This window comes from Cerasicoccus maritimus, assembly GCA_031296935.1.
In the GTDB taxonomy this organism is placed as follows: Bacteria; Verrucomicrobiota; Verrucomicrobiia; order Opitutales; family Cerasicoccaceae; genus Cerasicoccus; species Cerasicoccus maritimus.
On the sequence record JAVDPD010000032.1, the window covers coordinates 61,044 to 67,046 of the forward strand.

Annotated in this window: 4 protein-coding genes; 3 read left to right on the top strand and 1 reads right to left on the bottom strand. The window is 58.6% G+C overall.

Translation table 11 applies throughout. The features are described 5' to 3' along the window. The first annotated feature begins 110 nt into the window (after nucleotides 1-110). The 3 genes from RBB62_RS17460 to RBB62_RS17470 are packed head-to-tail and all read left to right on the top strand — an operon-like array spanning nucleotide 111 to nucleotide 5,523. Nucleotides 111-2,942 (top strand): M16 family metallopeptidase, encoded by a 2,832-nt coding sequence (locus RBB62_RS17460; RefSeq protein ID WP_309400442.1) that lies wholly within the window; start codon nucleotides 111-113, stop codon nucleotides 2,940-2,942. Nucleotides 2,943-2,995: 53 nt separating this feature from the next. Further along, the gene (locus RBB62_RS17465; protein ID WP_309400443.1) at nucleotides 2,996-5,011 is read left to right on the top strand and encodes a heavy metal translocating P-type ATPase; all 2,016 of its coding nucleotides are present in this window, start codon (nucleotides 2,996-2,998) and stop codon (nucleotides 5,009-5,011) included. 50 nt (nucleotides 5,012-5,061) lie between these two features. After that, complete coding sequence (locus RBB62_RS17470) at nucleotides 5,062-5,523, top strand: hypothetical protein (RefSeq protein WP_309400445.1); 462 nt, start codon at nucleotides 5,062-5,064, stop codon at nucleotides 5,521-5,523. On the opposite strand, the gene RBB62_RS17475 is transcribed toward RBB62_RS17470, so the two are convergent. Continuing rightward, a partial coding sequence (locus tag RBB62_RS17475; RefSeq protein ID WP_309400446.1) for a transposase occupies nucleotides 5,516-6,003 on the bottom strand: 488 nt, incomplete at its 5' end. The two genes, RBB62_RS17470 and RBB62_RS17475, sit on opposite strands and share 8 nt — an antisense overlap.

Below are 6,003 nucleotides of genomic sequence, written 5' to 3' on the forward strand. Positions count from 1 at the left end.
AATGAAATTTGCCAAAAGGGGAACTTGATAACATCTTGAGCGTCAAATGAAACACAAAGTTTTAGGCCTTGGCTTACGAGGCCTGACTATGCGTGAATAAACATCTACCTATGCAGTCCCTAAGGAAACCCACTCTTCTCCTGTTCTTTAAGCTTTTTGCCCTCAGTGCGGCTTTGGTCGCCAAGGAGCCGACCTCGGATTTGCCCGCGGACGCCGCGATCACTTTCGGTGTGCTGGATAACGGCTTGGAATACGCGATCATGCCCAATAACGAGCCTCCGGGCCGCGTGAGCCTGCGCTTGCTCGTCAAGGCTGGTGCGCTGCAGGAAACGGAGTCCCAGCGCGGCGTGGCGCACTTTTTAGAGCACATGGCCTTCAATGGCTCGGAGCATTATCCCCCCGGCGAGCTGATCGAATACCTGCAACGCCTCGGCATGAGCTTTGGCGCAGACACCAATGCGCACACCGGTTTTGACGAAACAGTTTACAAGCTAGAGCTGCCCGAAAACACGCCCGAGCTATTTCAGGAAGGGATGCAAGTACTGCGGGACTACGCCGGCAGCCTGCTGCTGCGCGATCAGGAGATCGAGCATGAGCGCGGCGTCATTCTCGCCGAAAAGCGTGACCGAGATTCCGTGGGCTACCGCACGTTTGTGGCTTACTGGGAGTTCCTGTTCCCCGAGGCGCGCATGCCGCAGCGTTTCCCGATCGGTTTGGAAGAGGTCATTAAGAATGCCCCACGCGAGGAGTTTGTTTCCTTCTACGAAACCTGGTATCGTGCGGATAACATGGCCGTGGTCGTTGTGGGCGATGTGGATGTCGCCAAGACCGTCGAGTCGATTCAGACGATGTTCGGTGACTTGAAAAACCCTGAAGCGCCGCTGCCCGAGATTGATATGGGTAAGCTGACCAGTCCCGAGCTCGCCGTTTTGCTGCATTCGGAGCCCGAAGCGCCGTCCACCGAAGTTTCTCTGATGACGCTGCGCCCGTTTCACGGGCAGGCCGACAGTCGCGAAGTCCGTATGCGTGATTTGATCACCAGCGCCGCGAATCGCATCATTACGCGTCGCCTGGAAATCCTGGCCAAGAAGGAGAACGCGCCGTTTACCACCGGCAGTGCTTTTTTCTGGGACTACCTCGACTTTTTTGAAATCGGTGGCGTCGACATGACCTGCAAGCCCGAGCAATGGGCTGACGCCGTGGGCGTCATGGAGCAGGAGCTGCGCCGTGCGCTCAAGCATGGCTTTACCGAAGCCGAAGTCGCCGAAGTGAAGGCCAAAATCATCAACGATTACGAGCAGGCGGTGAAGTCCGCGCCGACCCGCAAGTCACGTGATCTATCGGCGGGCATTGTACGCAGCATGTCGCGCGATCAGGTATTTACATCGCCGGAAACGGACTTGGAAATCGCCAAAGCCGCCATGGCTCAGTTGACACCCGACTCGGCCCAGGTGGCCCTGCAGGATGTTTGGCAGGACGGCGGCCGCTTCCTCTTTGTGAGTGGTAATTTGCAGCTCGAAGACGGCGAGGCCCAGCTCAAGAAAGCCTTTGCTGCGAGCGCCGCAACGCCGGTCGAGGCACCCGAAGTCGGCGAAGCGTTGACGTGGCCTTACACGGACTTTGGTGAGCCCGGCAATATCGTGAGCAAGGAGTTCATCGAAGACCTCGGTATCTGGCAGGTAGTCTTTGAAAACAACGTGCGCTTCAACTTCAAGCAGACCGATTTCGAAGCAAACTCCGTTGGTGTGGTTGCACGCTTTGGCGGTGGTGAGCTGGAGATGAATCCCGAGCAAAAGGGCATCGCAACATTTGCCAAACTAGCCTTTGCCTCCGGCGGCTTGGAAGCCTTATCCGTCGACGAAATGGAGCGCGTGTTGGCGGGGCAATCCGTGGGCGGTGCGTTTTCGGTGGGCGAAGAAAACTTCTCGCTGTCCGGCGCTACGACGCCGAAGGACCTCGAGCGCGAAATGGAACTGCTCGCTGCTTACCTCACTGCGCCAGGCTACCGCGAAGAAGCGGCCCGCCAAGCACGCAAGGCCTATGACGAGATGGCGATCGAGATTCACCGCACCGTCGAAGGCGTGTGGAGCAATCAGGTCGACAAGTTTTTGACCGGTGGAAATTTTCGCTTTGGCTTTCCGACGGAAAGTGACTTTGCAGCGCAAAGTATGGACAAGCTCCGGGCTTGGCTGACGCCCGCTTTGACGAAGTCTTACCTCGAAGTGAGCATGGTCGGCGACGTGGATTTCGAGACTGCGCTGGGCTTTGTGCAAAAGACCGTTGGCGCGTTGCCGAAGCGTGAGGCTAAGCAAAATCTTTACAAGGCCGAGCGCACGGGCGTGACGTTTCCGACGACCACCGAGCAGCAGCTTTACACGTTCGATTCGGATATTCCGCGCGCGCTGGCGGCGGTCTACTGGCCGACCACGGACTTCTGGGACATCAAGCGCACGCGTCGCCTGAACGTGCTCGCGAGCTTGTTCCGCGACCGTCTGCGCCTCGAAGTGCGTGAAAAGCTTGGCGAGGGCTACAGCCCCTATGCGCGCAACACATCCAGTGAAATCTACGACGGCTATGGCTATCTGTTCGGCTTGAACTTTGCCGACCCGAACAAGGTCGAAGAAGTGGTGGAAATTATCCGCGATCTCGGTGTGGACCTCGGGCAGGGCAACATTACCGATGACGAGCTGCAGCGCGCGGTGCTGCCTCTGCAGAAATACATCGAGGAGTACGTCCGCAAAAACAGCTACTGGCTTAGCCGTGTGCTGGCTGGCTCGACCGTCTATCCGCAGCAGTTTGACTGGGCGCGCACGCTCGACAGTGACTACGGCACGATCACGCTTGAGGAGATGAATGGACTAGCCAAGGAATACCTCGGCGCCGGGCCGGGCTTGCCCGTAGTGATCAAGCCGGCGAATGCGGCTCCGTCAGACGGAGAGTAATGCGCAGCGCGTGATTGCCAAGGCGGGCGTTTCGTGGTTGTTTTGCGGGTTGTATGACTGATGAATTGCCCAACAGTTGTTGCCACACGGACGCCGATCCCGGCGTGACGGCGGACGAGCGCGCCTGGACCATGGCGTGGCTCAAGGTGGGCATCGCTGCCGTGATGGCGGGGCAGGGGATGATCTTCGGCCTTGGCCTCAACACCAACGACACGCCGCTCACGCCCGAGCAGCCGATCTACTGGGTGTTGCACATCGGGTTGCTGATTTCCGCGCTTGTGGTGCTGGTGTTGCTGGCACCGCCTCTCTTTAAAAACACCTGGCTCGCGCTGTGCGAAAGGCGCATCACCGTCGAGGCGTTGTTTCTGATCAGCGCCATGGGCGCACTGGGCGCTTCGCTGACGTCGACGCTCACTGGACAGGGCTCGGTTTACTACGAGGTCGTGGCCATCGTGCTGGCCATTTACACGGTGGGCAAAACGCTTGGTGCCCGCTCGCGTCAACGGGCGATGGACGCCGTGCGTGAGTTGCGGGACGCCTTTGACTTTGCTTACTTGGAAACGTGCTGCGGGCAACGTCGCCGTGTGCCGGTGGCCGAGCTGGCAACGGACTCGGCGATCTCGGTTGCGCCGGGCGAACCGGTGCCCGTCGATGGCGTGATCCGCTCCGGCGAAGGAGACATGACGGACACCGCCGTGACTGGTGAGCTCACGCCAACGCGTCGCCAACCGGGCGACCAAGTTTGGGCCGGTTCGTATTCGGTCGACGGAACCTTTGTCATCGAGCCGCGCGCGTTGATTGGCGAGCGCCGCATCGACGCCGTGCTGGAAGCCGTGGAGCAAGCGCGGCTCAAGCCGTCGGAGCTTCAAGTGCAGGCCGACAAACTGATGCGCTGGTTTGTGCCGAGCGTGATGGCGATTGCCGCCGTAACGTTTGTGGGCTGGTGGTTGGCCGGGCCGTGGACGGTGGCGTTGTTCAACTCGATGGCCGTATTGCTGGTCGCTTGTCCCTGCGCGTTGGGGCTCGCCACGCCGATTGCAGTATGGAGTCAGCTGCTGCAATTTTCGCGCATTGGGCTAACCGTGCGCACCGGCGATTTTGGCGATCAGCTGGCGCAGGCTGACCGCATTGTTTTTGATAAAACTGGCACACTCAGCTTTGAGTCGCTGCAGGTGGAAGATATCGAAGTCGCGCCAAGCTTTGCATCGCAAAGTAACGAACTGCTGGCCGCAGTGCGGGCGGTGGAAAGCCTGAGCCCACATCCGGTGGCCCGTGCTTTGGCCAAGATTGAAACCGAACCGCTCGACATCGAGCCGCTGGAGATCACACAGCATCCGGGCCGTGGCGTGGACGCCGTGGTGCGCCTGCTCAATGGCCACGAGGCAACGCTGCGCATTGGCGCGCGCGACTTTGTGGAAGAAAGCCTGGCTGGCGGCGTGTTGACGCGCACCCGCACCATGCGGAGCAAGCGCGAAGTGCTGGTCAGCCTCAATGGCGAATGGGCCGTGGCCTTTGACTTGAGCGAACAGTTGCGTCCCGACTTGGCTCCCGCGCTGGAGGCTTTGAAACAGCAAGGTGTGAAGCTCTCGATTTTAACGGGCGACCCGGAGCCCATGCAGCGTGAACTGGTTGGCGTGGCGGTAGACTTCGGCTTGATCCCGACGGAAAAACTTCAACGCGTGCAGGCTTGGCAACAAGCCGGTGAGCGCGTGGTGTTTGTCGGCGATGGCCTGAACGACGCCGCAGCGATGAGCCATGCCGATGCCTCGATTGCCATGGGGCAGGGGGCGGACCTCAGCCGCGCCGCATCTCCAGCGGTTTTGATGGGCGATTCGCTGACGCCGATTGCGCGCGGGCTTACTTTGTCTCGCAAAGTTCGCCGCGCGGTGCAGGGAAATTTGTTGTTCGCTGGCGCTTATAACTTCCTCGGGATGGGGCTGGCGGCGGCGGGTATTTTGCACCCGGTCGTGGCGGCGCTACTGATGCTGTTTTCCAGCGTGGGAGTGTCGGTGCGTGCGGCGCGCAGCGCGAGCATGGACCGCGTGCCGGAAATTCCGACCGCACAATAGGCATTGCGTGCCCTTTCTGATCTGATAGCGTCACAGTTCGTATTTTCGCAATGAGTCAAATTCAACCCACCCCCGAATCTGCTGATGCGCCTGTTGATAGGCCCGAGCCCGATCCGACGCCTTGGATCGGCGTGGATCTCGACGGAACGCTGGCAAAGTTTCAGTCCTGGCGTGGCATTGGCCACGTGGGCAAACCGATTCCTGATATGATGGAGCGTGTGCGCCGCTGGCGTTCAGAAGGCATCAAAGTGAAGATTTTCACGGCCCGCGCGCAGTACGAGGATTACCTGCCGCCAATTCGCAAGTGGCTCAAAAAGCAGAAGCTGGAGGACATGGAAATCACCAACGAGCTCGATCCCTACGTGCTTGAAATTTGGGACGACCGCGCGATTCAGGTGATCAGTAACACGGGGCAAATTTACCGCCATCCGTCAGTCACTGCGCGCCCGAAAGCCCCTCTCCTGGAGGAAGCTTTTCCTCACGAAAATCGCCCGACCCTTAGCTTCATGTAGTCTCTTCAACACTGGGAGCGAAAACTGTATTTATGTCGCGTTCTCTAGTGTGGTGACAGCGAAGTTTGCTACATAAATACTGAACCTTACCGAGGATCAGATTTGCGTCCACTGTCCACTTAAATGGCTTTGGTTGCTCGTTGTATTTGGTGATAAATGTTTCGATAGTTTCTCTGAGCGATTTGAGGCTGTTGAATGAAGCCCTTCGTATTTGTTTGTCGGTAATGATTGCGAAGAAGCGTTCGACTTGGTTGAGCCATGAGCTGTAAGTGGGCGTGAAGTGAACGTGCCAATGCGGTCGTTTTGCCAACCATGCATTCACCTTTTCGGCCTTATGGGTGACGTAGTTATCCATGACCAGATGAACTTCGTAAGGGTCTTCTTTGGTGCGTTGAGGCAAGGGTTTTTCCACCTCCCGCAGGAAAGCGAGGAACTCACTGCTGCGATGTCTTGGGTAGCATTTGCCCAAGACTTCGCCAG